This window comes from Pseudomonas sp. Ps21-P2, assembly GCF_039672565.1.
GTDB lineage: Bacteria > Pseudomonadota > Gammaproteobacteria > Pseudomonadales > Pseudomonadaceae > Aquipseudomonas.
Genome location: NZ_JBDFPL010000007.1, coordinates 1 through 25,037, shown reverse-complemented (window position 1 = coordinate 25,037; position 25,037 = coordinate 1). Strand labels below are relative to the sequence as shown.

Sequence of the window (25,037 nt, the reverse complement as noted above, 5' to 3'; positions counted from 1 at the left end):
TGCAGCTTTTCCTCTCTTGCACGAGGCTGCCATGAGCATTCCGCTGAAAATCGACTTCATCTCCGACGTGTCCTGCCCTTGGTGCATCGTCGGCCTGCGCGCGCTGGACCAGGCGCTCGAGCATCTGGGCGATGAAGTTCAAGCCGACATTCACTTCCAGCCCTTCGAACTCAACCCGCAGATGCCGCCGGAAGGCCAGGACATCTTCGAGCACATAGCCGAAAAGTACGGCTCGACCCGCGAGCAATTCCAGGCCAATGCCGAAAACATTCGCGAGCGCGGCGCAGAACTCGGGTTTGTCTTCAAGCAGGGCGAGCGACGCATATTCAACACCTTCGACGCCCATCGACTGCTTCATTGGGCCGAGCTGGAAGGCAAGCAACACGCGCTGAAAGAAGCGCTGTTCACCGCCTATTTCAGCCAGCATGCCAACGTATCCAGCCATCAGGTGCTGGCGGATGTCGCGCAGAAAGTGGGCCTGGATCGAGTGCGCGCCGAGGCCTTGCTGGGCAGCGACCAGTACGCCAGCGAAGTTCGCGAACTGGAACAATTGTGGGTATCGCGGGGCGTGAGCTCGGTGCCGACAATCGTCTTCAACGACCAGTACGCCGTTTCCGGTGGGCAGCCTGTCGACGTGTTCGTCAGCGCCATTCGTCAGATCGTGGGCGAAGAATCGAGCGTGGTTAACCCGGTCGACTAAAGCGGGTAGTCGACCATGACGGGCAGCGCGCCTGTGGGTATTCCGGGCTCTCAGGCTTTGGACACTTATCAACACGCGCGCTGCTGACCGTCATCTGCTGTTACTCATCGACCATTGCATTTCAAAAAACACTTGCTCCTCCCAGCCACTTTCGGATATCAATTTGTACATGATTAGACAGGTTCGATTCGACAAGAAAAAACGCGTGGTGGATGAGCTGGCGCGACGCATCGAGAGCGGCCAGATGGGGTCGGGCGAATTGTTGCCCGGTGAGAACTTGCTCGCGCAGGAATTCAACGTCAGCCGTGGCACGCTCCGGGAAGCGCTGTCCGAGCTCAAGCGACGCAACTACATCGCCACGCAAACCGGCGTCGGTTCGATCGTGACCTATGACGGCATCTCGCTGGATCAGCGTGCCGGGTGGGCACAGGCCCTGGCCGACACCGGCGCCAAGGTCAGCACCGAGATTCTGCGTCTGGTGGCGGTGCAGCGGCCTGATCTGGCGGGCCGGTTTGGCACAGCCGAGTTCATCGCGCTGGATCGCCGTCGAACTGCCGGGGATGGCAGCGTGGTTTCCCTGGAGCGTGTGCTGATTCCGGCCTGCGACGGCCTGGAAAATCTGCCCCGCGACGGGCTGATCGAAGATTCGCTGACAGTCACGCTGGCCGCCCACGGCTATGTCGGTGATCGGGGCGATCAGTGGATCGGCGCCGAGCCCCTGAGCAACGATGACGCGGCACTGATGTTGCGGCAGCCGGGCTCGGTGTTTCTCAAGGCGACGCGCACCACGTTCGATCGCCGCGAACGTTTCATGGAGCACGTGGAAAGTCTTCTGGACCCCGTGCATTTTCGTCTGCATCTGGCTTTTGGATCGTCTACATGACCGCACTGATCGACACCCGCGACCGAGGCCTCGGCGCTTTCTACGGACTGGCACTGGGCGATGCGCTGGGCATGCCAACGCAGTCCCTCAGTCGCGAGCAGATCAGGCAGCGATTCGACCGCATCACAACCTTGCAGGCCGCCGGTGCCGATCAGCCGATTGCGCCGAACATGCCCGCCGGGTCGATCACCGACGACACCGAGCAGGCGGTCCTGGTCGCCGAATTGCTGGTTGCCGGAGAAGGGCGCATCGAGCCTTCGGACCTGGCGCAACACCTGATTGACTGGGAGGCGGTGATGCAGGCCAAAGGGTCGCAAGACCTGCTGGGCCCTTCGACCAAGCGCGCCATCGAGATGATTCTGGCCGGGCACAGCCCTGAGGAGGCCGGGCGTTTCGGCACCACCAACGGCGCCGCCATGCGCATCACGCCGGTGGGCATTGCCTTTGATGTGCGCGAAGAAGCGCGCTTCATCGAGGCGGTCAAACAGGCCTGCCAGGTCACCCACAACACTACTCTCGGCATCTCCAGCGCAGCGGCGGTGGCCGCGGTGGTCTCGGCGGGCATCAGCGGTGCCAGCCTCGGCGAAGCCCTGGAGGTCGGCGCGCGCATCGCCCGAGAGGCCGAGGGCTTCGGCTACTGGATCGCCGGGGGCCGCATCGCCGCGCGCATCCAGTGGGCCAGAGACCTGTGCGCCGGGTGCAGCAACGAACAACTGCCCGATCTGATTTATGACGTGATCGGCACGTCGGTCGCCTCCCAGGAATCGGTGGTCGCGGCCTTCGCCCTCGCGCATCACCTGGCTCGCGGGCAGGTCTCGGCATTCGATGCGCTGTGCATGGCCGCTAGCCTGGGCGGCGACACCGACACCATCGCCGCCATTCTCGGGGCGATGCTCGGTGCCTGCGCCGGCATGGGCGCCTGGCCTGAGCCGCTGATCAAACAGATCCAGACCGTCAACGGACTCGACCTGTATCCGGTTGTCGAGCAGTTGCTGTCCCTGCGCGGGGTCTGATCCGACCCACGCCAGCCCGTTTAACGAATAAGACCTACCTCGCGGCTCTATGCAGCGGCGAGCCAGGGTTTTTGCAGCCTGCAAAAGCCCACGCTGACACGGATGTCGTTTGCTTTGCGCACTGCCCACAACCAGAACAAATGGCACAGGAGCATTCACATGACGTCATCCAACGCCGCTCAAGGCGCAGGTCAGCTTGAAACACGCGGCATCGAACCGGTTCCGGAAAACGAATGCAACGGCCACCCGTTGCAGCTTTTCTGGGTGTGGTTCGCGGCCAATATCAGCATCCTCGGTCTGCCGCTGGGGGCGACGCTCGTGGCCTTTCGCGGGCTGTCGATCGGGCAGGCGATCATCGTGGCGATCCTCGGCGCGGCCGGCTCGTTTGCGGTGGTCGGGGTCATTTCCATTGCAGGCCGCCGGGGCAGGGCGCCGAGTCTTACGCTCTCGCGGGCCATCTTTGGCGTGCGCGGGAATATCGGTCCGACCATCGTTTCGCTGATGTCGCGTCTGGGCTGGGAAACCGTGAACACCACGACCGCCGCTTTCGTACTGCTGTCGCTGTGTTCGATTCTCTTCGCCACGCCCGTGGAGGCCAAGAGTGCGCCGGGCCTGACCCTGGTGTTCATCGCGATTTTCGTGCTGATGACACTGACCGTTTCCGGCCTCGGCCATGCCACTTTGCTGGTCATCCAGAAATGGGCGACGTACATCTTCGGCGCGTTGAACGTGATCGTCGGCGGCTTCCTGATCGCGCACATCGACTGGGCCGCTGTGTTCAACGCTGCGCCTGCACCGGTGAGCGCGATGATCATCGGGATCGGCACCATGGCGGCAGGCACGGGCATCGGCTGGGCCAACGCAGGCGCTGATATGTCGCGCTACCAGCATCGCAGCGTCAAGGCCACGCGGCTGGTGGCCTCGGCGGCTTTCGGCGCCGGCATCCCGCTGGTGTTGCTGATCACCCTGGGCGGACTGCTGTCGGTGGGCAACGACCACTTGGCGTCGGCCACCGATCCGATCATCGCGATCCGCGAGCTGCTGCCGACCTGGATGGCCGTGCCGTACCTGATCACGGCGTTCGGCGGGCTGCTGCTCTCGAATAACCTGTCGGTGTACTCGGCAGGGCTGACCACGCTGACGCTAGGCCTGAAGATCAAGCGCGTGCATGCGGTGATTGTCGACATCGTGGCAATCTTCGCCGGATCGATTTACTTCATGCTGATCGCCGACAGTTTTTACGGCCCCTTCATCACGTTCATTTCAATGCTCGCCGTGCCGATTACCGCGTGGGTTGGGATCTTCATCGTCGACCTGATGCACCGCCACTACTACTCACCGGCTGACTTGATGGACGTTTCGCCGCGCAGCGCCTATTGGTATCGCGGCGGCATCGAGTGGCGTGCGCTGGGTGCGTGGGCCCTGGCCATCGTGCTCGGTTACAGTTTCACCACCGTCGCCACCACGCCGGAGAACGTGATATTCAAGGGCTTGCTGTCGGACTCATGGTTTGGCCATAACGGGCTGGGCTGGATCGTCACCTTCCTGGTGGCGGGTGGTCTGTATGCCTTGCTCGGCGGTGCCCGTGACCGTCGTGTCGTTGCAAAAGAGGTTGTTCATGCCCGCTAGATTGCTCTACACGGGCCAGGTCGTGGTCGATCTGGTCATGGCCCTTGACGCTTTGCCACGTTCCGGCGGCGATGTGCTCGCCCGTTCGGCGGCTTTCGAAACCGGCGGCGGATTCAACGTGATGGCCGCGGCACGGCGCAGCGGTATGCCGACGGTGTACCTCGGTCGCCACGGCGCGGGGCGTTTCGGCGATCTGGCGCGGCAGGCCATGGCGGCTGAAGGCATCGACATCGCGGCGGTGGCGTCGACGGTTCAGGACACGGGCCTGTCGGTGGCGCTCATCGAGCCTTCGGCCGAGCGTTCGTTCATTTCTTACGTCGGTGCCGAGGGCGGTTTGTCGGCTGAGGATCTGCGCGGCGTTGATGTGCAGGCTGAGGATTTCGTGTTCGTCAGTGGCTACAGCTTGCTGCACGAATGCAAGGTGTCGACGCTGCTGGATTGGCTCGCGCGGTTGCCGGCGGGGGTGGGCGTGATATTCGATCCGGGGCCGCTGATCGATTCGCCGCAGGCGTCCGGCATGCCGGCGGTGTTGCCATTGATCACGCTGTGGACGAGCAATGCCGAAGAGGCGCTGCGCTTCACCGGGTGCGAGACGATCGATGTCGCTCTCGACACGCTGGCGCACTGGCTGCGCACTGACGCGCTGATTGTTGTGCGCGACGGACCGAACGGCTGCTGGATTCGTCAGGGGCCCGAGGTCCGACACGTTCGGGGGTTTCCGGTGACGGCCATCGACACCAACGGCGCCGGCGATGCCCATGCGGGGGTGTTGCTGGCCGGGCTGGCGTCAGGGCTTTCAGCGTCGCAAGCGGCATTGCGCGCCAATGCGGCTGCGGCCATTGCCGTCACCCGCTGGGGCCCGGCGACTGCGCCGACGGCGGCAGAGGTGGATGAGCTAGTGGGCCGCACTGACTTTTAAAACCCGGTCGTCCATGTGCCGCTTTGTGGGGCAGATAACGCGGTCCTTGTGGGAGTGAGCTTGCTCACGAAGAGGCCATTACAACCGCTGCATATGGGGTGGATGTCCCGTCCCCTTCACGAGCAAGCTCGCTCCCACAGGTCATGTGTCGGCAGATATCTCGGCGGTGTCGGCATGCTCGATCAGAGCGCCCTCCTAAGGCCAGAATCACCAAGCGGAGATAGTGCTCACCCCAACCCGTATTTCTTCACCTTGTCGAACAACGTGGTCTTGGCCATGCCCAGCTCCTGGCTGGCCTGACTGAGATTCCCGCCGCTGCGCTGCAACGCCTCGCCCAGCAGGTTCTTCTCAAACGCTTCCACCGCTTCGGCGAAATCAAGGCTCTGGGTGGCGACTTCCGCACCGGCGGTCTTGAAAGCCGGCAGGCCCAATGCGTAGCGCTCCGCGACGTTGCGCAGCTCGCGCACATTGCCCGGCCAGTCGTGGGCTAGCAGCGCCGAGCGGGTCTGTGCATCCAGCTGCGGCGCTTCACGGTCGAAACGCAGCGACGACTGCTGCAGAAAATGTTCGAACAACTGCAGGATGTCTTCGCGCCGCTCGCGCAAGGGCGGCAGTTCGAGGGTCACCACGTTCAGCCGGTAATACAGGTCGCTGCGAAACTGGCCCGCTTTGCTCAGCGCATTGAGCTCCGACTTGGTCGCCGCGATCACTCGGCAATCCACCGCCACACTCTGGTTCGACCCCAGTCGCTCCAGCGTGCGCTCCTGCAACACCCGCAGCAATTTGATCTGCAGGTTGATCGGCATGCTTTCCACTTCGTCGAGAAACAGCGTGCCGTTGTGCGCGTGTTCGATCTTGCCGATGCGGCGTTTGCCGGCGCCGGTGAACGCGTTGGCCTCGTGACCGAAGATCTCGCTCTCGAACAGGCTTTCTGGCAGGCCGCCGCAGTTCAGTGCTACGAACTGATGGTCATGGCGGCGGCTGAAGTCATGCAGGCAACGGGCGACCAGTTCTTTCCCGGTGCCGGTTTCGCCTTCGATCAGGACATTGGCCGAGGTGTCCGCGACGTTGGCGATCAGCGCGCGCAGGGTCTGCATCGCCTGGGAGCGACCGATGATCTTGCCTTCCAGGGAGTTGCGCTCGGCCAGTTGGCGGCGCAGCGACCAGACCTCCCGGGCCAGCCCGCGCTGCTCCAGGGCGCGGCGGGCGGCGTCGACCAGGCGCTCGGGAGAGAAGGGCTTTTCCATGAAATCGTACGCGCCATCGCGCATCGCGCCGACGGCCATCGACACGTCGCCGTGGCCGGTAATCAGCACCACAGGCAGGGTCCGGTCGCGTTCTTTCAGGCGCTTGAGCAGCTCAAGCCCGTCCATGCCCGGCAGGCGAATATCACTGATGACGATGCCGGCGAAGTTCTCACTGACCAACGCCAGCGCTTCTTCCGCGCTGCCCACGCCCTGGCTGTGAATGTCTTCCAGCGCCAGCGCCTGTTGGCAGCCAAGCAGGACATGCGGGTCGTCTTCGACGATGAGGACCGTCAGATCAGTGTTCATGGTGTATTCCAGTGCGTGCCCGCGAAGCGGTGTGTCAGGTTTTTGGACAGGGTGACTGCCTCACTGCTTTCCCGAGCAAACAGGCTCCGAAAATGTCCGGCAATGCGTTGATCTCTCATACACCCGCCGCCCCGGGATCAACCAGAGGCAACACCAGCACGAACATCGTGCCGCCCTCGGCCGGGTCTTCAGCGTTGAGCGTGCCGCCTGCCGCAGCGGCGAGGCTGGCTGACAGCGTCAGGCCCAACCCCAGTCCCTGTTCGCCGGGCTTGGTGGTAAAGAAGGGTTCGAACAAATGCTTGCGCGCTTCGGCGTCGATGCCGTGGCCGTTGTCCCGCACCCGCAGCCGATAGCGGCCCTCGAACACGTCACCTTCCAGCCACAGAATCGGCAACGGCTGCGCCTGCATGGCGTCCAGTGCGTTGCCGATCAGGTTGACCAGAATCTGCTCAAGCCGGGTCTGATCAATCGCCAGTTCGACATCATCGATCTGCTGATGCAGCTCCAATGACGCATTGTCCAGGCGCGCCGCCAGCAACTGCAGTGCAGCCTCGACCGCCTTGCTCAGGGACGCCTGACCTTTGTCTTCTCCGCGCCGGGCGAAGGCACGCAGGCTGGCCGTGATGCGGCCCATGCGATCCACCAGATCGTTGATGGTGCGCAAGTTCGCACTCGCCGTGTCCAGCGCGCCCCGTTCGAGAAACCGAACGGTGTTGCCCGACAACGTGCGCAGCGCGGCCAGTGGCTGATTCAGTTCATGGGCGATGCTGGTGGACATCTGGCCGATGGCGGCGAGCTTGCCAGCCTGGATCAATTCATCCTGGGCCTGGCGCAGGGTTTCCTCGGCCTGGCGACGTTCACGAATCTGGCCCTTCAGGCGTTCGTTGCTCGCGCGAAGGTCGGCGGTGCGGTCGGTGATGCGCCGTTCCAGCTCGTTGTTCGCCTGTTCCAGCGCTTCCCGGGCGGCGAGGCGGGTGGAAATCACCTTGCGGCGCTCGTTCCAGGCAATCAGCAGAAACGCCACCAGCGCGCAGGCGACGGCGACCAGCATGCCCTGATTGGCGGCTTCCCGGCGCAAGTCTTCCAGCGGCGTCAGCAGGGTCAGGTGCCAGGGCGTGTCAGCCAGTTCGCGGGTCTGCGCCAGATAACTCACCACCGTGTGCTCGTGATCGACGCTGGTGTTTGCAGGAAACGTCAGCTTCTCGACCCCGTCGGCAATCGATTCACGTTCCAGCGGCACCAGCTCGTTGAGCGGCCACCAGTAATACTGCAGACTGCGCGCCAGCCGCTCCTTGATCTCGGCGGTCAGCGGACGGACTGATTTGAGGCGTCGGGCGGGGTCGCTGGAGAGAATGATGATGCCGTTCTCGTCGCTGACAAACGCCTCCAGGCGCGCGCGCTGCCAGCGTTCTTCCAGGGCTTCAAGCCGCACCTTGATCACCGCGACGCCGATAATCTTGCCTTTCTCTTCCAGCCCGTGGGCCAGGTAGTAACCCGGTTCGCCGGTGGTGCTGCCGATGCCGTAGAAGCGGCCCGGCAGACCGCGAATCGCGTCCTGATAATAGGCACGGAAGGACAGGTCTTCACCGAGGTAACTGTCGGCATCGCTCCAGTTGCTGGTCGCCAGCACCCGGCCGGTGGTGTCCAGCACATAGATGGCCCGACTGCGGCTGCGCCGGTTCAGGCCTTCGAGGTAATCGTTGACCTTGGCGCGCAACTCCGCAGACGGGTTGTTGAGCAGGTCGGAAACATTGGATTCCAGCTCCAGCACGCTGGGCAGGTAGTTGTACTTGTTGATCTCGCTCTCGACGGTGCGCGCGTGCAGCTCCAGCTGACGCTGACCGTTTTCACCCAACGCCTTGATGGCGTTCTTCTCGCTGTACAGATACGTGACGTAACCCAGCGCAATCATCAGCAGGATGATCAGCGGCGGCACGAACAGATGGCGGATCAGTCGGGGTTTCACGGCGAGTGATGGCGGCGCGGCGCGGTAGAGAGGGGGGTCGCATTTCATCACAGTCGTCCTGGACCGACCAGCCGCTCGTTTCATCATTCATGAACGAGCGGCCGGTGGTTTTTACGCCCTCGAAGGGCTAATGCTTTTAGTGCTGCAGGATTTTGTTGAGGAACTGCTGAGCCCGCTCGGAACGCGCGTTGACGTCGCCGAAGAACTCTTCCTTCTCGCAGTCTTCGACGATCTGACCCTTGTCCATGAAGATCACCCGATCCGCCACTTTGCGGGCGAAGCCCATTTCGTGGGTCACGCACATCATGGTCATGCCTTCGTGGGCCAGTTGCACCATTACGTCGAGCACTTCGTTGACCATTTCCGGGTCGAGCGCGGAGGTCGGTTCGTCGAACAGCATCACCACCGGGTCCATCGCCAGCGCGCGGGCAATCGCCACACGCTGTTGCTGGCCGCCGGACAGCTGCCCCGGATGCTTGTGGGCGTGGGCCGACAGGCCGACACGTTCGAGCAGTTGCAGGCCTTTTTTCGTGGCTTCTTCCTTGCTGCGGCCCAGCACCTTGATCTGCGCGATGGTCAGGTTTTCGGTGATGGTCAGGTGCGGAAACAGCTCGAAATGCTGGAACACCATGCCGACGCGGGAGCGCAGTTTCGGCAGATTGGTTTTCGGGTCAGCGATCGACGTGCCATCGACAACGATGTCGCCTTTCTGAAACGGCTCCAGCGCATTGACGCACTTGATCAGCGTGGACTTGCCAGAGCCCGACGGGCCGCAGACCACAATCACTTCGCCTTTTTTGACCTCAGTGCTGCAATCGGTCAGCACCTGGAAGTCCCCATACCACTTGTTGATATTTTTGATGGAAATCATACGGCTAACCTTTTTTGCATGAACTTGACCAGGCGCGACGCGGCGAAGCTGATCGTGAAGTACACCAGACCGGCGACAATCAGGAACTCGTTGGAGCGCCCGATGATGTCGCCGCTGGAGCGTGCCGAGTTGAGGAAGTCGACCAGACCGACCGTGTAGACCAGCGAGGTGTCCTGAAACAGGATGATGCTCTGCTGCAACAGCAGCGGGGTCATCTTGCGGAACGCCTGGGGCAGGATGATCAGGCGCATCATCTGGCCGTAGGTCATGCCCAATGCTTGAGCGGCGCCCATCTGGCCACGGGAAATCGACTGAACGCCGGCCCGCACGATTTCACAGAAGTAGGCCGCCTCGAACATCATGAAGGCCACGACGCAGGAGGTGAACGCGCCGATCGGCGTGTCTTCGCCGGTGATCCAGCGCAGCACGAACGGCACCGCCAGGTAGAACCAGGTGATGACCAGCAGCAGCGGGATAGACCGGAAATAGTTGACGTAGGCGCCGGCAATACGTGAGGCCAGCTTGTTCGACGACAACCGCATCAGCGCCAGAATCGTGCCGATGATGATGCCGCCCACGATGCCCATGGCCATCAACTGCAAGGTCATGAGCATGCCGTTCCACATGCCCGGAATCGCAGGAATCACTCCAGAGAAGTCCATTATTTACCTCCCACGGAGATCAGGCCCGGCACCGCGACTTTCTTCTCGACCAGACGCATGAGCAGCATCAGGCTCATGTTCAACGTGAAGTAGATCAGCGTCGCCAGGGTGAAGGCTTCGAACAGGTTTGCGGAGAACTCGGCGGTCTGTTTGGTCTGCGCGAGCAATTCCATCAGCCCGATCAGCGACGCCACGGACGAGTTCTTGAACACGTTGAGGAATTCGGAGGTAAGCGGCGGAATGATGATCCGGTACGCCTGGGGCAACAGCACGTTCCAGTAGATTTGCGGCAGCTTGAAACCCATGGCACGGGCGGCGGATTCCTGCCCCACCGGCAACGCCTGAATACCGGTGCGCACCTGTTCGCAGACACGTGCGGCGGTGAACAGGCCCAGGCACACGACAACGCTCAGGAGCGCCGAGGTGGTCGGATTGAGGTCTTGCTTGTACCACTCCTGCAGATTCTCAGGCAGCAGATCCGGCACTAGGAAGTACCAGATGAACAGCTGCACCAGCAGTGGCACGTTACGGAAAATTTCCACGTAAATCGCGGCGATGGAAGAAACGATGCGGTTTGGCACCGTACGCATCACCCCGAGCACCGAGCCCAGGAGTAACGCAATGATCCAGGCAGCAACGGCAATGGCGATGGTCCAGCCCAGCCCGGTGATGTACCAGTCCAGATAGGTCTCGCTGCCGACGCCCGTGGACTTGAAGAACACGCCCCAGTCCCAGTTGTAATTCATCAGGGTCTCCCCCTTATCGATCGTTATGCACGCACACGCCAGGTAGCGGCTCCCGAAGACGCAGTGCGTCTCCGGAAGTCAGGCTTTTCACGTTGTCAGAATGGCGGAGCGAAGGACTCAGGCCTTCTTGTCCGGCGCCGGCTTGTCGTTCGGGTTGGCGATCAGCGCTTTGAGCTGTTCGCTCATCGGGAACATCAGGTTCAGGCCTTTTGGCGGAATCGGCTGGGTGAACCACTTGTCGTAGATCTTGTTGATCTCGCCCGATTTGTAGGTCGCAACGATGGCGTCGTCGACGGCTTTCTTGAACGCAGGGTCTTCCTTGCGGACCATGCAGCCGTAGATTTCGTAGGACTGAGGGGTGCCGGTAACGGCCCAGTCGGTCGGCTTCTTGGCCTTGGCCATTTCGCCGGCGAGCAGGGCGTCGTCCATCATGAAAGCAACGGCGCGGCCCGATTCCAGCATCTGGAACGACTCGCCGTGGTCTTTGGCAGAGATGACATTCATGCCCATCTGCTTGTCGGCGTTCATCGCCTTGAGGATGCGCTCGGACGTGGTGCCGGCCGTGGTCACGACGTTCTTGCCTTTGAGGTCGTCGAAGTCTTTGTAGGACGAGTCAGCCTTGCTCAGCAGACGGGTGCCGATTTCGAAGATGCCGACGGAGAAGTCGACTTGCTGGGCGCGCTCGGCGTTGTTGGTGGTCGAGCCACATTCAACGTCGACGGTACCGTTCTGCACCAGCGGGATACGGGTCTGGGAAGTGACCAGGTTGTACTTGACCTTCAGATCAGGCATGTCCAGGTCTTTCTTGATCGCTTCGACGATCTTCAGCTGGATGTCAGCGGAGTAGCCCACTGGCACGCCGGAAGCGTCAGCGATGTAGGAAAAAGGAATGGAGGAGTCGCGGTGACCGAGGGTGATAGTGCCGGACTCTTTGATTTTCTTCAGAGTGCCCGTCAGTTCGGCGGCGAAAACAGGGGGGGTGATCAAAGCGGCAGCAATGGCTGCGCCCAGGATGTGGGGAACGATGCGCATCTGGTTTACCTCGACATTGTTTTTTTTATTGGGCCGGTGTTGGACGACCCTATCGTTTCAGAGCGCTTCAACGGCGGCCCAGTCAGGCGACACGCTACATCGAAGCAATCGTGCAAGAGTGTAGAGCATGAGTCATGCCAGAGATGTGACTGGGGCTAAGCGCATGAAAGTTAGGGATATTTACGCAGAAGGGATGTGTGCACAGGGACTCGGCCGTCCGGGATTCCGAATCGGGAGGGGGAGGGTATTCGGGAATCCGAATGGTATCGCAGGGGTTTCAGAGTGGGTAGCCAATGGTTTTGCCGTGTGACTTCTGACGTTTTCCCGGCTGAAGCCGGTCCTACAAAATCGCGTCATTTCAGTAGGACCGGCTTTAGCCGGGAATTTGGTCTGGCAAATTACGCGTGGATCTTTGGTGCCGACACTGACCAGTCAAGCCGGTCAATCGCCCCGGTGCTGCTTGCGACATTGTCCAGGTACCGCTGAACGTTCTCGTGCTCCTGGGCATTGGTGAACAAACCAAGCTTGGTCCGGCGCCACAGGATGTCATCGGCCTTGGTCGCCCATTCCTCGCTGCACAGGTAGTCCACTTCGCGGCTGTACAGACCGCCGCCCAAGTGTTCGCCCATATCGCTCAGTGTCTGAACGCCCTCCACGATGCGCAAACTGCGGGAGCCATAAGTAATGGCCCAACGCTTGGCGATCTCTGCCGGCAGCCAGGCGCAACGCTGTTGCAGCTCGGCGGCCAGTGCCTGCGGCGTGGTCATGCTTTCACCGCCTGGGAGGCTGGCTTTTGCGGTCCAGCTTGGCTTCATCTGCGGGAAGAACGGCGCGAGTTGCTGCATCGCCGATTCCGCCAGCTTGCGGTAGGTGGTCAGCTTGCCGCCGAACACGGAAAGGATCGGCGCTTCTTGAGCACTGCCCGACAGCGACAGAGTGTAGTCGCGGGTGATCGCTGACGGGTTGTCCGACTCGTCATTGCACAGCGGACGCACGCCCGACCACGTGCTCAGAATGTCAGCGCGGCTGAGTTGCTTCTTGAAGTGGTCGTTGACGATTTTCAGCAGGTAATCGGTCTCGCCTTCGGTGATCGCTACTTTCCCCGGATCGCCGGAGTACTCGCGGTCAGTTGTACCGATAATGGTGAAGCGTTCCAGGTACGGAATGGCGAACACGATTCGCTGATCTTCGTTCTGCAGAATGAACGCGTTTTCGCCTTCATACAGCTTCGGCACGATCAAGTGGCTGCCCTGAATCAAACGAATGCCGTACTGCGATTCGAGCTTGAGGTCTTCACGAATGAACTTGGCCACCCATGGACCGGCTGCGTTGACCAGCGCTTTGGCGCGAATGGAAAACAGGCTGCCGTCCGCACGTTCCATGTTCATGTGCCACACGCCGCCGCTGCGACGGGCGCCCAGGCAGCGGGTCTGGGTATGAATGTGCGCGCCTTTTTCACGGGCGGCCATGGCGTTGAGGACCACCAGGCGAGCATCGTCAACCCAGCAATCGGAGTACTCGAAGCCCTTGGTGATCGAGCTGTTCAGTGGACTGTTGGCGCCAAAGCGAATGGTCTTTGATGCTGCCAGCTTCTCGCGTTTGCCAAGGTGGTCATACAGGAACAGCCCGGCGCGGATCATCCACGCAGGGCGCAGGTGCGGGCGGTGAGGCAATACGAAGCGCATTGGCTTGACGATGTGCGGCGCTTTTTCCAGCAGCACTTCGCGTTCGGCCAGCGCTTCGCGAACCAGACGGAATTCGTAGTGTTCCAGGTAACGCAGCCCACCGTGGATCAGCTTGCTGCTGGCTGACGAGGTGTGGCTGGCGAGGTCATCCTTCTCGCAGAGAAAGACCGAGAGGCCCCGGCCCGATGCGTCTGCCGCGATACCGACACCATTGATGCCACCACCGATCACGGCAACGTCGTAGACCTCGGAAAGGGGTGGGGTCGGCAAACTGGACTGGGCCATCGGGGCCTCCTGAGTGTTCGATCGCGTTCGAATGCTGCGCTATGGGGAGGGCGAATTCGAACATTTATGTTCATTTCCGAAAATAGTAGCGCAATAAGGCGAACACAGCCACTCAGTATTTATTGAAAATACTGATGGGAGAGCGAGGAAAGGAACAAAAGTGAACATCGGAAGTGAAGCGAGCGCTGGAATCGCGCTCGCCCATGGATCGAGGGTTAAACCACTTCCAGCCGAATCTTGTTCTGCGTCAGCAGTTGCGCCAGTGCGGGCACAGGCGTCTGGTCAGTCACCAGGCAGTCGATCAGCGTGATCGGCCCCAGGCGAACCATCGCGTTACGGCCGAACTTGCTGGAGTCAGCAGCCAGAATCACCTGACGCGCGTTGGCGATGATCGCCTGGGAAACGCGCACTTCCTGATAATCGAAATCCAGCAGACTGCCGTCCTCGTCGATCCCGCTGATGCCCACAAGGGCGAAATCGACCTTGAACTGCGTGATGAAATCCACGCTCGCCTGACCGACCACGCCGCCATCCCGGCGCACATTGCCGCCTGCCAGCAGCACTTCGAAGTCATCCTTGCCGCTGAGAATCGACGCCACGTGCAGGTTGTTGGTGATGATCTTCAAGTGGTTGTGGTTGAGCAGCGCCCGGGCGATGGATTCGGTGGTGGTGCCGATGTTGATGAACAGCGACGCATGATCGGGTATCTGCGCAGCGATGGCCTCGGCGATGCGTTGCTTCTCATCACGCATCTGGTCGGCACGCATGGCATAGGCAGTGTTTTCGATGCTGGAGTCGTAGGCCGCGCCACCGTGGTAGCGACGCAGGAGGTTCATTTCCGCGAGCTGATTGATGTCGCGGCGAATGGTTTGTGGGGTCACGACGAACAGCTGCGCCATTTCCTCGATGCTGACGTAGCCGCGCTCACGGACCAGCTCGAGGATCTGCTGTTGACGGGGTGGCAGATTCATTTTTTATCCTTCGGGCACGGGCGCCCATGATGCCGCAGGCAGCCATTACCTGTCAGCCGGAAAAAATGCCTCCGCCGCTCCGTTCAGGATCGCGCTTATTCAGCTTCTTCGTGGGGTTCCCAGTCGCGCGTACGGTCCACCGCCTTGCGCCAGCCGGCGTACAGTTTTTCCTTCTCGGCGTCATCGCATTGCGGCTCGAACTTGCGCTCGATGACCGCCTTGCCCTTCAGCTCGTCCAGCCCGCTCCAGAACCCGATCGCGAGACCGGCCAGGTATGCCGCGCCCAGTGCGGTGGTTTCGCGCATTTTCGGGCGCTCCACCGGCGTGCCGAGAATGTCGGCCTGGAACTGCATGAGGAAGTTGTTTGCCACTGCGCCGCCGTCAACGCGAAGAGCCTTGAGCGGCTCGCCAGCGTCCTGTTGCATGGCGTCGAGCACGTCGCGAGTCTGGTAGGCGATGGATTCCAGTGCCGCACGAATGATGTGATCGACCTTGACGCCACGGGTCAGGCCGAACAAGGCGCCCCGTGCATACGGGTCCCAGTAGGGCGCGCCCAGGCCGGTGAACGCAGGCACCAGATAAACGCCATTGCTGTTCTTCACTTTGGTGGCGAAGTATTCGGTGTCCATGGAATCGTTCACGATCTTCAGCTCGTCGCGCAGCCACTGCACGGTGGAGCCGCCGTTGAATACAGCACCCTCCAGCGCATACGCCACTTCGCCGCGCGGACCGCAGCCGATGGTGGTCAACAGGCCGTGATTGGATTTCACGGCTTTCTTGCCCGTGTTCATCAGCAGGAAGCAGCCGGTGCCGTAGGTGTTCTTCGCCTGACCCGGCTCGACACACATCTGGCCGAACAACGCTGATTGCTGATCGCCGGCGATCCCGGCGATGGGGATGCCGCTTTTGCTGTGGCCGTAGACTTCGGACGATGACTTGACCTCCGGCAACATCTCCCGGGGCACGTCGAGGACGTCGAGCATGCGCTGATCCCACTCCAGCGTATGGATGTTGAACATCATCGTGCGCGAGGCGTTGGTGTAGTCGGTGACGTGCACCTTGCCGCCGGTAAATTTCCAGATCAGCCAGCTATCGACAGTGCCGAAGAGCAGCTCGCCACGGCGGGCGCGCTCGCGGCTGCCCTCAACGTGGTCAAGAATCCACTTCAGCTTGCTGCCGGAAAAGTACGGGTCGATGACCAGACCGGTGGTGTCGCGGATGTAGTCTTCCAGACCGTCGCGCTTGAGCTGCTGGCAGATCTCGGTGCTGCGGCGGCATTGCCAGACCACGGCGTTGTAAATCGGCCGGCCGGTGTCTTTCTCCCAGACCACCGTGGTTTCGCGCTGGTTGGTGATACCGATCGCGGCGATCTGGTTGTGGTGCAGGTTGGCCTGGGCCAGCACCTTGGTCATGCACGCAGTCTGGGTCGCGAAGATTTCCATCGGATCGTGCTCGACCCAACCAGGCTGGGGATAATGCTGAACGAACTCGCTCTGGGCGCTGCTCACCACGTTGGCGTCACGGTCAAAAATGATGGCGCGGGAACTGGTGGTGCCTTGATCCAGAGCGATGATGTAATTCTTATTTTCGGTGTCGGTCATGGTGAATGCCTGTGATGAAACGAGATTCCGGAAACTGCCGTCCGTTTTGTTGCCTGTGCCAAGTGCCTTTGCGCACTGAATACCGGGATGGCGTCAAGGAAGCAAGCGGGATATTCGTATTCGAAAAAATATAGACGTAAACGAACCTTGTCAAAGGTCGAAAGCGAACCTTATCGATGAAAGTTTCCAGTCGCCGATATTAGTGGATAAGTCCTGCGCAAACGCAGGCATTTCGATAACCGATGGCCTAAAGTATCGGCAGCAAACAAGAAAGTGTCTGGCTGTCTGGAGCACTGCATGACCCCTGCATTGGATTTACTGAAAAAGGTTCGCGCCGAACATCGCGTGCACAGTTACGAGCACGATCCCAAAGCCGCCTCCTATGGCCTGGAAGCGGCAGAAAAACTGGATCTGGCCCCCGCTCAGGTGTTCAAGACCCTGCTGGCCAGCACCGAAAAAGGCGAGCTGCTGGTCGCGGTGGTCCCCGTCGTGGGCTCGCTGGACCTGAAAGCGCTGGCCCATGCCGCAGGCGCAAAAAAAGCAGAGATGGCTGACCCCGCCGCCGCCCAGCGTGCCACCGGTTATCTCCTGGGCGGGATCAGCCCGCTGGGACAGAAGAAAAGGCTGCGCACCTTCATTGATGAGTCCGCTCAACCCTTCGCGACGATTTTTGTCAGCGCGGGTCGACGCGGGCTTGAAGTCGAGCTGCCCGCCGCCGTACTTGCACAACACACCGGTGCCTCCTTTGCCCGGATTGGCCGGGAATGATTCGCCAGGTTCGTCAGAAATGCCTGACCCTTTCATGCGGTGATGCTGGCCGCAGATCCGCAGCGCCCGAACCGGGTCGCCGCATTTCTTTACACGGGGATGCCTTCCATGCAGCTTGAATTCCATCAGGTCGATGCTTTCACCGACCGCCCGTTCTCAGGCAACCCGGCAATGGTCTACCGCCTGGACGCCTGGCTTTCCGATCAATTGATGCAGCAGATTGCTTCCGAGCACAATTTGTCGGAGACCGCCTTTCTGGTCCGTGAAGCCCCGGCCTGGCACATCCGCTGGTTCACCCCGACCCATGAAGTGCCGCTCTGCGGGCATGCGACCCTCGCCAGCGCCTTCGTGCTGTTCGAGAAGTACGGCGAGAAGGCCGAAGTGATTCACTTCACCGGTAAATCCGGGCCGCTGAGCGTGAGCCGTGAAAGTCATCGGCTGGTCCTGGACTTTCCGTCGATGCCGCCCGCCGAACAGGGGGTGACGTTGGATATCGAGCGGGCTCTCGGCACCGCCGTCGTCGACGTGCTGAGTGCTGCGGAATTGCTCGTGGTGCTGGAATCCGAGCAGGCGGTTCGCGACTGCAAACCCGACTTTGCCGCCCTCGCGCGGTTGCCATGGCCGGGTGTGATCGTGACTGCCAAGGGTGACGGCGAACGCTACGATTTTGTCTCGCGCTACTTCGCGCCGGGCATCGGCATCAATGAAGACCCGGTCACGGGCTCGACCCACTGCAGCCTGATTCCCTACTGGTCGGCGCGCCTGAACAAGTTCAGCCTGACGGGTTATCAGGCATCGGCGCGGGGAGGGGAGCTGTTCTGCCGGCTGGAGGGTGACCGAGTGAAGATTGGCGGGCACGCGACGCTGGTGGCCAGCGGCGCGTTGATACTTGGATAGTTGATGCGGGGCTGAAGGTGCCTGATCGAGAATGACAGGCCTTCAGATCGCGACGTCTCGATGCACCGGCACGCTGCCCGAGGTTGGAAACAGCACCAGATGCTCGGCCGAGACTTCGAAGCCGACCTGATCCCCGGCGCGCAGATCCACGTGGCTGGGAAACAACGCCTCCAGCTGCGTGCCGGTCGGCAGTTGCAGGCGATACAAAGTGGCCGCGCCCTGAAACGTCAGGCTCGCAACGCGGGCCTTGATCGGGCTGTCGGGCGCATGAATGAGGTCGTCAGGGCGCAGCAACACATCCATCGGGGTGCCGCGCGCGCCGGCGTAGGCACGATTGCCCCGCAGCACGCCCAATTCGGTCTGCACTGACTCGGCATCGATCAAGTGCCCGCGAATGAAATAACCCTGTCCGACGAAACTGGCGACATAAGGCGTCGCCGGCTCGTGATAGAGGTTGTAGGGCGTGTCCCATTGTTCCAGCCGACCGTCCTTGAAAACGCCGACATGGTCGCTCACGGCAAAGGCTTCTTCCTGATCGTGGGTCACCAGAATCGCGCTGGTGCCACGGGCCTTGAGAATGTCGCGCACCTCGTGGCTCAGGCGCCGACGCAACTCGCCATCCAGGTTTGAAAACGGCTCATCCAGCAGCAACAACTGCGGCTCCGGCGCGAGTGCGCGGGCCAGCGCCACACGTTGCTGCTGTCCTCCGGAAAGTTCGTGAGGGTGACGCGCGCCCAGTGCGCCCAGGTTAACCAGCTCCAGCATCTCCTGAACCACCTGCTTCTGGCGCGGATGGTTGCGGATGCCGAAGGCGATGTTGTCGGCGACCGTGAGGTGCGGAAACAGCGCGTAGTCCTGAAACACCATGCCGATGCGGCGCTTCTCCGGGGCCAGGGTAAAACCGGCCCGTGAAATGACCTCGCCGGCCAGCGTGATCTCGCCTTCGTGTACCGGCTCGAAACCGGCGATGGCGCGCAGGGTGGTGGTCTTGCCGCAGCCGGACGAACCCAGCAGGCACCCGATGTCGCCGGCATTCAGGTGCAGATTGAGGTTCTGCACCACCCGTTGGTCCTGATAACCGCAGGCGAGGTTATGCAGGGTCAGCAGCAGGGGCTGGCTCATGGGGCAGTAAAGGCCGGCGCCACGAGGAATTCAAGCAGGGCTTTCTGCGCATGCAGCCGGTTCTCGGCCTGATCCCACGCCACCGAACGCGGGTCATCCAGCAAGTCTTCGCTGATCTCTTCGCCACGGTGCGCTGGCAGGCAGTGCATGAAAATCACGTCTTCAGCCGCGCGGTCGAGCATTTCGCGGGTGACCTGGAAAGGCTTGAACAGGGCCAGACGCTTGGCGGCTTCCTCTTCCTGCCCCATCGACGTCCAGACATCGGTGGAGACCAGATGCGCACCTTTCACCGCTTCGTGGGGGGCACGAGTCAGGGTCACGCGATCACCCGCCAGGGCCAGGAAATGCGCACTGGGTTCGTAGCCTTCCGGACAGGCGACACGCAGCTGAAAGTCGAACTGAATCGCTGCTTCTATATAGCTGTTGCACATGTTGTTGCCATCGCCGATCCACGCGACCGTTTTGCCCTGGATGGAGCCGCGATGCTCGAGGAATGTTTGCATGTCGGCCAGCAACTGGCAGGGATGAAGGTCATCGGACAGGCCGTTGATGACCGGCACGCGGGAATGGGCGGCGAATTCGGTGAGGTTGTTATGGGCAAAGGTCCGGATCATCACGGCATCGACCATCCGCGACATGACCCGGGCGCCATCGGCAATCGGCTCGCCACGGCCCAGTTGGGTGTCCCGAGGAGAGAGGAAGATGGCCTGGCCGCCCAGCTGGATCATCCCGGCTTCGAACGAGACACGGGTCCGCGTCGAGGATTTCTCGAAGATCATCGCCAGGATGCGGCCCTTTAAAGGCTCGAAGAGCACGCCTCGATTTCGCAGGTCCTTCAGCTCAACGCCGCGACGAATCACCCCGACCAGCTCAGCGGGGGTGTAGTCCATCATCGAGAGAAAGTGCCTTGGGCTCATCATTAACTACCTTGTCTGCAACAGACCGCAGATCCTCAAAGCCGGGTTTTTTTCGGAAAAACGGCCGAGACCTGCGGCGAAAGCCGCACGGGGCGACGAATAGGGAAGGCGCGAGGGTATAAGAAAATGTCGCCTGATGCCAAGGCCCGCCGTGACGGAAAGTCGTCGTCGGACGTTCGGTAGCCTGAAAGCGGCGTTCGCAGGACGCTTTTCATGTAACGAAGTGCTACAGTCATGTTTCTGCGCAGGCCTTTCGCCATCGCATTAGTCCTGATCAGATCGCTCGCATGTGACACCCTTTGGCGTCGCTGCGATTACTGCCTGATCCGTAACAGTCGCAAACCACTGTGCAGCCTTATGCGACATGCTTCACGCTGCGGAAACCCGGACGTTTCCTAAACCATCGGCGTGGGTTATAAAGGCCGCTTATGTCCTCCAAAGAGGTGGGGAATGGATTCAAAAGAGCAACAACTGACGGAACTGCTCGGGCTCACGGCTCGAACCCTTACGCACCTCACGGCGTCCATGACGTCGATGTCGTTCGAACTGATGCGCAGCGAAGACGAGGTCACACGTTCTGCAGGGCGTCGGATGATCGATCGCATGGCAACCATCAGCGCCGGACTCGACGAGCACTGGCGGCTGATCGGCGAACTCACCGGCATCCAGGTGTCTCAGGAGCAGATCGAAACGGTTCATGAGGTGCAGATGCAGCGCAAGGTGGTCACGCCCATCGGTGGCGCTGCTTCCTGAGTGACGCTTCCTTCATCGGGTGAGCTATCGGCTCGCCTGATGCAGCCCGATTCACGGCACTGACGTTTCTGGCGCATCGCCCGGACAGGTCCCATAGTTTTGTATCCGCGATCGGCTTGATCGCCCTATAAAAACTCGAGACTGGCGATGACCAAGACTCTCCACCACCGTGCCTGTCACCTGTGCGAGGCGATTTGCGGCCTCACCCTCGAAACCACCCTGCAGGACGACGCCACCACCCTGATCACCTCGATCAAGGGTGATGCGCAGGACACCTTCAGTCGCGGGCACATCTGCCCCAAAGCCGTCGCGCTGCAAGATATCCAGAATGACCCCGATCGCCTCCGGCAGCCCATGCAGCGCATTGGCAACGACTGGCAGCCGATCGAGTGGCAGGTGGCGTTTGATCTGATCGCCGAGCGCCTGGCCGATATTCAGGCGCGCCATGGTCAGAACGCGGTGGCGGTGTATCAGGGCAACCCCAGCGTGCATAACTATGGGCTGATGACCCACAGCAATTATTTTCTAGGGCTGCTGAAAACCCGCAATCGTTATTCCGCAACGTCTGTAGACCAGCTTCCCCATCACCTGACCAGTCATTTGATGTACGGCCACGGCCTGCTGCTGCCCATCGCCGACATTGACCACACCGATTTCATGCTCATCCTCGGCGGCAATCCGCTGGCGTCCAACGGCAGCATCATGACCGTGCCCGACGTCGAGAAGCGCCTCAAGGCGATTCAGGCCCGTGGCGGCAAAGTCGTCGTGGTCGATCCGCGACGCAGTGAAACCGCCGCGATCGCCGATCAGCACCTGTTCATCCGTCCCGGCGGCGACGCGGCGTTTCTGTTCGGCGTGCTGCACACCCTGTTTGCCGAAGGCCTGACCCGTGAAAGCCACCTTGCCGTTGATGGCCTGGAGGAGGTCCGCGCGGCGGTCAGCGAGATGAACGCCGACGCGATGAGCCCTCGATGCGGGGTGCCGGCCGAGCAGATCAGGCAGCTCGCGCGGGACTTCGCCGCCGCCGAAAGTGCGGTGTGTTATGGGCGTATGGGTATTTCCACTCAGGCGTTCGGCACGCTCTGCCACTGGCTCGTGCAACTGATCAATCTGGTCACCGGCAATCTCGACCGTGCAGGCGGTGCGCTGTGCACCGAGCCCGCGCTGGATCTGGTGGCGTCGACCTCCGGCGGCAGCTTCAATCGCTGGCAGAGCCGCGTCTCGCAACTGCCCGAGTACGGCGGCGAGCTGCCGGTTTCTGCACTGGCCGAGGAAATGCTGACCCCTGGAGAAGGGCAGATCAAGGCGCTGGTTACGGTCGCGGGCAACCCGGTGTTGTCGACACCCAACGGCTGTCAGCTCGACACCGCGCTTGAAGGGCTGGAATTCATGGTCAGCGTCGATTTGTACATCAACGAAACCACGCGGCACGCAGACCTCATCCTGCCATCGACGTCCGCGCTGGAAAACGACCACTACGACACCACGTTCAACATGTTCGCCGTGCGCAACGTCACCCGCTTCAACCGCGCGATCCTGGCCAAGCCCGAAGGCGCGCTGCACGACTGGGAAATCTTCGTCGGCCTCGCGCAGGCGTTCGCATTGAAAACCGGCCGCGAGCTAAAACCGACGATGCCGCCGGCGCAGATGGTCGATCGCGGTCTGCGCGCCGGGCTGTATGGTGATGCCTCGCCGTTTAAGTTGTCCCTGGAAACACTGGCGCAGTATCCCCACGGCCTCGACCTCGGCCCGCTCAAGCCCAACCTCGCTGCGCGCCTCAAAACGGTCAATCAGCGCGTGCAGGCCGCGCCGCCGGTGATCCTTGCCGATCTTGCTCGCTTCGCCGCGCAGCCGGCTCCGCACGCCGATGGCCTCATGCTCATCGGTCGGCGCCATGTGCGCAGCAATAATTCATGGATGCACAATTACCATCGTCTGGTGAAAGGCAAGCCGCGGCATCAGTTGCTGATGCACCCCGACGACTTGCTCAGCCGAGGGTTGGTAGACGGACAGCGGGTCAGGGTCAGCTCTCGGGTCGGCGTGATCGAGGTCGAGGTCATGGGCAGCGCCGACATGATGCCCGGGGTCGTCAGCCTGCCCCATGGCTGGGGCCATGGTCGTCCGGGCGTGAAAATGGACATCGCGGCAGCACAGCCAGGTGAAAGCGCGAATGACCTGACTGACGAGCGGGCGCTGGACGGAGTTTCCGGTAACGCCGTGCTGAACGGGGTGCCGGTTACGGTTGCGGCGGCATGACGGTCATCGGGGCGATCAAGGCCAAGACCGAGCGTTATGCTCGGGAATCGTTTAGAATGCGCCACCGTGTCGACACATACAGTCGTAAAGTTTAGCCGAGGTGCTCCATGGATATTATCGAAACGATCAAAGATCAGATTGCCAGCAACACCGTTCTGCTTTACATGAAAGGCGCTCCGAATGCCCCGCAGTGCGGTTTCTCGGCCAAGGCTTCTCAGGCACTGATGGCGTGTGGCGAAAAGTTCGCGTACGTCGATATCCTGCAGAACCCTGAAATCCGCGCCAATCTGCCGAAGTACGCCAACTGGCCAACTTTCCCGCAGCTGTGGGTCGGTGGTGAACTGGTCGGCGGTAGCGACATCATCACTGAAATGCAGGCCGACGGTTCGCTGCAGAAACTGGTGAAAGACGCTGTTGCGAAGAACGCTACTGCCTGATTTCGGCAGTCGCAAAAAAGCCCCGCTCTCTGCCAAGACGCGGGGCTTTTTATTGGGCGATGCTTTAAGACGATGTCCGGGACTGGAATCAGTCCTCTTCGCCCATCTGCGATTGCAGGTAGTTTTCGATGCCGACCTTGTCGATCAGGCCCAGCTGGGTTTCCAGCCAGTCGATGTGCTCTTCTTCCGATTCCAGAATGTCTTCCAGCATCTCGCGGCTGCCAAAGTCGCCAACGGTTTCGCAGTGCGCGATGGCTGCTTTCAAGTCGGCGTGGCCCTTGCGCTCGATGCGCAGGTCACACTCAAGCATTTCCTTGGTGTGCTCGCCGATCAGGATCTTGCCGAGGTCCTGCAGGTTTGGCAGGCCTTCCAGGAACAGGATGCGCTTGATCAGCTTGTCAGCGTGTTTCATCTCGTCGATGGATTCGTGGTACTCGTGTTTGCCCAGCTTGTTCAGGCCCCAGTCTTCGTACATGCGCGCATGCAGGAAGTACTGATTGATCGCGACCAGCTCGTTACCGAGGATCTTGTTGAGATGCTGGATGACTGTGATGTCGCCTTTCATGATCGGGTCCTGTCGAAGGTATAGGTAATACAGGCGGCAAGTCTGAGCCCCCTCTATAACTCTGTCAAACCTAAGTTATTGAATAATAAGTGAAAATAAATAGGAATAAGAATGTTTGTGTTCCGCATCTTGTTGCTAAGCGATTGAATTAAAGGCATAAAAAAACCGGACAGTGTCCGGTTTTGTTTGAAATCGGTAATTCAGGCAGCTGAAAATTCTGCGGGGTAGGCAAGGGCGGCATGACTGGTTTGCAGCTCGGTCAGGGTTTCACGCACCACTTCCTTCGCCAGGCAGGCACATTTGCCGCATTTGCTGGCGACACCCAGGGTCTCGCGGACGTCACGATAACTGCAGCATCCTTCCATGATTGCTTCACGGATTTGTCCGTCGGTAACACCTTGGCAGAGGCAGACATACATATAAGAAACCGTCGCTGAGTGATTGGCTCAATGCGAGGGATACTAATGTTAATGAGAATGCTTGTCAAAACTACTCAGCCTTCTGGATGTGACCTCCGATGAGTGGTCAGCTGGGTCCCAATGCTGACTCCCCGTACGCAGAGATGCATAGATAGGTCCTGCCTAACGGCAGAACGTTTCGCCTTCGGCGAGTTACTTGGAAAAAGCACCCCAAGTAACCAAGGGTGCTTGCTCCTGGTTGGGCCCGACTTCGTCGAGTTCCTTCACTCCGGTCTCGCTCCGTGGGCCCGCGCCGAACGGACATCCATGTCCTGACGGCGCTCTCGCGGCATCCATGCCGCTCGGCCCACTCCGCGAGACCTGCGTTCAGCCTGCACCCAAGTCGCG

At 60.9% G+C, this 25,037-nt stretch carries 23 protein-coding genes; 10 read left to right on the top strand and 13 right to left on the bottom strand.

The genetic code is table 11. The features are described 5' to 3' along the window. The first annotated feature begins 31 nt into the window (after positions 1-31). From ABEH28_RS18000 to ABEH28_RS17980, 5 genes are all read left to right on the top strand, one after another. Complete coding sequence (locus ABEH28_RS18000; protein WP_192171603.1) at positions 32-700, top strand: DsbA family oxidoreductase; 669 nt, start codon at positions 32-34, stop codon at positions 698-700. 169 nt (positions 701-869) lie between these two features. Continuing rightward, the gene (locus ABEH28_RS17995) at positions 870-1,583 is read left to right on the top strand and encodes a GntR family transcriptional regulator (protein ID WP_192171602.1); all 714 of its coding nucleotides are present in this window, start codon (positions 870-872) and stop codon (positions 1,581-1,583) included. After that, entirely contained in the window at positions 1,580-2,596 is a 1,017-nt protein-coding gene (locus ABEH28_RS17990) for an ADP-ribosylglycohydrolase family protein (RefSeq protein WP_346630719.1), read from the top strand. The genes ABEH28_RS17995 and ABEH28_RS17990 overlap by 4 nt, the downstream gene beginning before the upstream one ends. Positions 2,597-2,755: 159 nt before the next feature. Continuing rightward, a complete protein-coding gene (locus ABEH28_RS17985; protein ID WP_346627487.1) occupies positions 2,756-4,225 on the top strand; it encodes a cytosine permease in 1,470 nt (489 codons plus the stop codon). Further along, positions 4,215-5,144, top strand: a complete 930-nt coding sequence (locus ABEH28_RS17980) for a PfkB family carbohydrate kinase (RefSeq protein WP_346630718.1) — start codon at positions 4,215-4,217, stop codon at positions 5,142-5,144. The genes ABEH28_RS17985 and ABEH28_RS17980 overlap by 11 nt, the downstream gene beginning before the upstream one ends. A 227-nt stretch (positions 5,145-5,371) precedes the next feature. Here the strand turns inward: ABEH28_RS17980 and ABEH28_RS17975 are convergent, their stop codons facing one another. The 9 genes from ABEH28_RS17975 to glpK form a co-directional block, all read right to left on the bottom strand. Continuing rightward, complete coding sequence (locus tag ABEH28_RS17975) at positions 5,372-6,697, bottom strand: sigma-54 dependent transcriptional regulator (protein WP_192171598.1); 1,326 nt, start codon at positions 6,695-6,697, stop codon at positions 5,372-5,374. Between the two features lie 115 nt (positions 6,698-6,812). After that, positions 6,813-8,711, bottom strand: a complete 1,899-nt coding sequence (locus ABEH28_RS17970) for an ATP-binding protein (RefSeq protein ID WP_346630717.1) — start codon at positions 8,709-8,711, stop codon at positions 6,813-6,815. Between the two features lie 88 nt (positions 8,712-8,799). Further along, positions 8,800-9,534, bottom strand: coding sequence for an amino acid ABC transporter ATP-binding protein (locus ABEH28_RS17965; protein ID WP_037012313.1), 735 nt, complete (start codon positions 9,532-9,534; stop codon positions 8,800-8,802). Continuing rightward, a complete protein-coding gene (locus tag ABEH28_RS17960; protein WP_346630874.1) occupies positions 9,531-10,199 on the bottom strand; it encodes an ABC transporter permease subunit in 669 nt (222 codons plus the stop codon). Before ABEH28_RS17960 ends, ABEH28_RS17965 begins: the two co-directional genes overlap by 4 nt. Next, complete coding sequence (locus ABEH28_RS17955) at positions 10,196-10,942, bottom strand: amino acid ABC transporter permease (RefSeq protein ID WP_346630716.1); 747 nt, start codon at positions 10,940-10,942, stop codon at positions 10,196-10,198. The genes ABEH28_RS17960 and ABEH28_RS17955 overlap by 4 nt, the downstream gene beginning before the upstream one ends. 117 nt (positions 10,943-11,059) lie before the next feature. Beyond that, positions 11,060-11,974, bottom strand: a complete 915-nt coding sequence (locus ABEH28_RS17950) for a glutamate/aspartate ABC transporter substrate-binding protein (protein ID WP_346630715.1) — start codon at positions 11,972-11,974, stop codon at positions 11,060-11,062. Between the two features lie 398 nt (positions 11,975-12,372). Then, a complete protein-coding gene (gene glpD / locus ABEH28_RS17945; protein WP_346630714.1) occupies positions 12,373-13,944 on the bottom strand; it encodes a glycerol-3-phosphate dehydrogenase in 1,572 nt (523 codons plus the stop codon). A gap of 215 nt (positions 13,945-14,159) precedes the next feature. Then, entirely contained in the window at positions 14,160-14,915 is a 756-nt protein-coding gene (locus tag ABEH28_RS17940; protein WP_074888955.1) for a DeoR/GlpR family transcriptional regulator, read from the bottom strand. Positions 14,916-15,010: 95 nt separating this feature from the next. Next, positions 15,011-16,516 carry a glycerol kinase GlpK gene (gene glpK / locus ABEH28_RS17935; protein WP_192171593.1) on the bottom strand — a complete coding sequence of 502 codons (1,506 nt, stop codon included), beginning with the start codon at positions 16,514-16,516 and terminating at the stop codon, positions 15,011-15,013. Positions 16,517-16,813: 297 nt separating this feature from the next. Between glpK and ybaK the strand changes: the two genes are divergently transcribed. Continuing rightward, the gene (gene ybaK / locus ABEH28_RS17930; protein WP_192171592.1) at positions 16,814-17,284 is read left to right on the top strand and encodes a Cys-tRNA(Pro) deacylase; all 471 of its coding nucleotides are present in this window, start codon (positions 16,814-16,816) and stop codon (positions 17,282-17,284) included. 108 nt (positions 17,285-17,392) lie between these two features. Further along, a complete protein-coding gene (locus tag ABEH28_RS17925) occupies positions 17,393-18,181 on the top strand; it encodes a PhzF family phenazine biosynthesis protein (RefSeq protein WP_346627491.1) in 789 nt (262 codons plus the stop codon). A 42-nt stretch (positions 18,182-18,223) separates the two neighbouring features. Here the strand turns inward: ABEH28_RS17925 and ABEH28_RS17920 are convergent, their stop codons facing one another. Then, positions 18,224-19,303: an ABC transporter ATP-binding protein gene (locus tag ABEH28_RS17920; RefSeq protein ID WP_192171590.1), complete on the bottom strand. Its 1,080-nt coding sequence runs from the start codon at positions 19,301-19,303 to the stop codon at positions 18,224-18,226. Then, positions 19,300-20,220 (bottom strand): ornithine carbamoyltransferase, encoded by a 921-nt coding sequence (gene argF, locus ABEH28_RS17915; protein ID WP_346630713.1) that lies wholly within the window; start codon positions 20,218-20,220, stop codon positions 19,300-19,302. The genes ABEH28_RS17920 and argF overlap by 4 nt, the downstream gene beginning before the upstream one ends. Positions 20,221-20,670: 450 nt before the next feature. Here argF and ABEH28_RS17910 point away from each other — a divergent pair, with 450 nt between their 5' ends. The 3 genes from ABEH28_RS17910 to grxD all read left to right on the top strand — a co-directional run bounded on the left by ABEH28_RS17910 (position 20,671) and on the right by grxD (position 23,666). After that, positions 20,671-20,973: a hypothetical protein gene (locus tag ABEH28_RS17910; protein WP_192171588.1), complete on the top strand. Its 303-nt coding sequence runs from the start codon at positions 20,671-20,673 to the stop codon at positions 20,971-20,973. 147 nt (positions 20,974-21,120) lie between these two features. Beyond that, a complete protein-coding gene (locus ABEH28_RS17905) occupies positions 21,121-23,229 on the top strand; it encodes a molybdopterin oxidoreductase family protein (RefSeq protein ID WP_346630712.1) in 2,109 nt (702 codons plus the stop codon). A gap of 107 nt (positions 23,230-23,336) precedes the next feature. After that, entirely contained in the window at positions 23,337-23,666 is a 330-nt protein-coding gene (gene grxD, locus ABEH28_RS17900; RefSeq protein WP_065992552.1) for a Grx4 family monothiol glutaredoxin, read from the top strand. 88 nt (positions 23,667-23,754) lie between these two features. On the opposite strand, the gene bfr is transcribed toward grxD, so the two are convergent. Together bfr and ABEH28_RS17890 are read right to left on the bottom strand one after the other, a co-directional pair. Then, positions 23,755-24,231, bottom strand: a complete 477-nt coding sequence (gene bfr / locus ABEH28_RS17895) for a bacterioferritin (RefSeq protein ID WP_065992554.1) — start codon at positions 24,229-24,231, stop codon at positions 23,755-23,757. A gap of 200 nt (positions 24,232-24,431) precedes the next feature. Beyond that, on the bottom strand, positions 24,432-24,650 hold the full coding sequence (locus ABEH28_RS17890) for a bacterioferritin-associated ferredoxin (RefSeq protein ID WP_065992556.1): 219 nt from the start codon (positions 24,648-24,650) through the stop codon (positions 24,432-24,434). Positions 24,651-25,037 lie beyond the last annotated feature (387 nt).

Coding starts and splice junctions, on each gene's coding strand:
- ABEH28_RS18000 (WP_192171603.1), top strand. CDS start 32: ATGAGCATTCCGCTGAAAATCGACTTCATCTCCGACGTGTCCTGCCCT.
- ABEH28_RS17995 (WP_192171602.1), top strand. CDS start 870: ATGATTAGACAGGTTCGATTCGACAAGAAAAAACGCGTGGTGGATGAG.
- ABEH28_RS17990 (WP_346630719.1), top strand. CDS start 1,580: ATGACCGCACTGATCGACACCCGCGACCGAGGCCTCGGCGCTTTCTAC.
- ABEH28_RS17985 (WP_346627487.1), top strand. CDS start 2,756: ATGACGTCATCCAACGCCGCTCAAGGCGCAGGTCAGCTTGAAACACGC.
- ABEH28_RS17980 (WP_346630718.1), top strand. CDS start 4,215: ATGCCCGCTAGATTGCTCTACACGGGCCAGGTCGTGGTCGATCTGGTC.
- ABEH28_RS17975 (WP_192171598.1), bottom strand. CDS start 6,697: ATGAACACTGATCTGACGGTCCTCATCGTCGAAGACGACCCGCATGTC.
- ABEH28_RS17970 (WP_346630717.1), bottom strand. CDS start 8,711: ATGAAATGCGACCCCCCTCTCTACCGCGCCGCGCCGCCATCACTCGCC.
- ABEH28_RS17965 (WP_037012313.1), bottom strand. CDS start 9,534: ATGATTTCCATCAAAAATATCAACAAGTGGTATGGGGACTTCCAGGTG.
- ABEH28_RS17955 (WP_346630716.1), bottom strand. CDS start 10,942: ATGAATTACAACTGGGACTGGGGCGTGTTCTTCAAGTCCACGGGCGTC.
- ABEH28_RS17950 (WP_346630715.1), bottom strand. CDS start 11,974: ATGCGCATCGTTCCCCACATCCTGGGCGCAGCCATTGCTGCCGCTTTG.
- glpD (WP_346630714.1), bottom strand. CDS start 13,944: ATGGCCCAGTCCAGTTTGCCGACCCCACCCCTTTCCGAGGTCTACGAC.
- ABEH28_RS17940 (WP_074888955.1), bottom strand. CDS start 14,915: ATGAATCTGCCACCCCGTCAACAGCAGATCCTCGAGCTGGTCCGTGAG.
- glpK (WP_192171593.1), bottom strand. CDS start 16,516: ATGACCGACACCGAAAATAAGAATTACATCATCGCTCTGGATCAAGGC.
- ybaK (WP_192171592.1), top strand. CDS start 16,814: ATGACCCCTGCATTGGATTTACTGAAAAAGGTTCGCGCCGAACATCGC.
- ABEH28_RS17925 (WP_346627491.1), top strand. CDS start 17,393: ATGCAGCTTGAATTCCATCAGGTCGATGCTTTCACCGACCGCCCGTTC.
- ABEH28_RS17920 (WP_192171590.1), bottom strand. CDS start 19,303: ATGAGCCAGCCCCTGCTGCTGACCCTGCATAACCTCGCCTGCGGTTAT.
- argF (WP_346630713.1), bottom strand. CDS start 20,220: ATGAGCCCAAGGCACTTTCTCTCGATGATGGACTACACCCCCGCTGAG.
- ABEH28_RS17910 (WP_192171588.1), top strand. CDS start 20,671: ATGGATTCAAAAGAGCAACAACTGACGGAACTGCTCGGGCTCACGGCT.
- ABEH28_RS17905 (WP_346630712.1), top strand. CDS start 21,121: ATGACCAAGACTCTCCACCACCGTGCCTGTCACCTGTGCGAGGCGATT.
- grxD (WP_065992552.1), top strand. CDS start 23,337: ATGGATATTATCGAAACGATCAAAGATCAGATTGCCAGCAACACCGTT.
- bfr (WP_065992554.1), bottom strand. CDS start 24,231: ATGAAAGGCGACATCACAGTCATCCAGCATCTCAACAAGATCCTCGGT.
- ABEH28_RS17890 (WP_065992556.1), bottom strand. CDS start 24,650: ATGTATGTCTGCCTCTGCCAAGGTGTTACCGACGGACAAATCCGTGAA.